Consider the following 1,363-nt stretch of genomic DNA (forward strand, 5'->3'; position numbering starts at 1 on the left):
ATGCCTGCGGTGCCCGCCTTGCCGCCGGCGGGGCTGGATTAGCCGGTACAGGGGGCACCGGCGGCAAGGCGGGCACCGCAGGCATCGGCGGGCACGGCGGCGACGGCGGCCACGGCGGTAACGGCTTCCAAGGCAGCGCCGGCTCCGCGGGCAATGACGGCGGCACCGGCAGCGACGGCGCGGCCGGCGGCGACGGCGGTCAGGGCGGGGCCGGCAATGGCGGCACCAATGGCTCGGGGGGCCGCGGCGGTACCGGGGGCCGCGGCGGCAACGGTGGCCAGGGCTTCAACGCCACCAGCAGCGACGTCGCTACCAAGGGCGGTGACGGCGGCCAGGGTGGCAATGCCGGCGCGGGCGGCTTGGTCGGCAGCGGCGGCACTGGTGGCGTCGCGGGCACCGCCGGCGTCGGCGGCAGGGGTGGCGACGGCGCGCTCGGCGGCAACGGCTTCCAAGGCAGCGCCGGCTCTGCCGGCAATGACGGCGGCACCGGCAGCGACGGCGCGGCCGGCGGCAGCGGCGGTCAGGGCGGGGCCGGCAATGGCGGCACCAATGGCTCCGGCGGCAACGGCGGCAATGGCGGTACCGGCGGCAACGGCGGACAAGGCTTTGACTCCACCAACGGCACCGATGCAGCTACCAAGGGCGGCGACGGCGGCAAGGGCGGCGACGCCGGCGGCGCCGGCCTGGTCGGCAGCGGCGGCCAAGGCGGTACGGCAGGTACGGCTGGTGTCGGCGGCAGGGGCGGCGACGGCGCGCTCGGGGGCAATGGGTTCCAAGGCAGCGCCGGCTCCGCTGGTCAGGACGGGGGCACCGGCACCGACGGCGCGGCCGGCGGCCAGGGCGGCCAGGGCGGGGCCGGCAACGGCGGCACCAACGGCTCCGGCGGCAACGGCGGCAACGGCGGCAAAGGCGGCAACGGCGGCCAGGGCTTCAACGCCACCAGCAGCACCGAGGTCGCTACAAAGGGCGGCGACGGCGGCACCGGCGGCGCGGCGGGCGGCGCCGGCCTGGTCGGCAGCGGCGGCACCGGCGGCACCGCCGGGACTGCTGGCACCGGCGGTAAGGGTGGCGACGGCGCCCTCGGCGGCAACGGCGCCCAAGGCACCCCCGGCGCCCCCAACATCGACGGCGGCAAAGGCGGCGACGGGGCGGCCGGCGGCCAGGGCGGCCAGGGCGGAGCCGGCAACGGCGGCACCAACGGCTCCGGCGGCAACGGCGGCAACGGCGGCATCGGCGGCAACGGCGGACAAGGCTTTGACTCCACCAGCGGCACCGATGCAGCTACCAAGGGCGGCGACGGCGGCAAGGGCGGCGACGCCGGCGGCGCCGGCCTGGTCGGCAGCGGCGGCACCGGCGGCACCGC

Annotated in this window: 1 pseudogene; it reads left to right on the forward strand. The window is 78.7% G+C overall.

What is annotated here, in order from left to right:
• A pseudogene (locus AWC27_RS30835) lies at positions 1-1,363 on the forward strand (PE family protein); the annotation flags it as partial.

It is taken from the genome of Mycobacterium szulgai (assembly GCF_002116635.1).
Classification (GTDB): Bacteria; Actinomycetota; Actinomycetes; order Mycobacteriales; family Mycobacteriaceae; genus Mycobacterium; species Mycobacterium szulgai.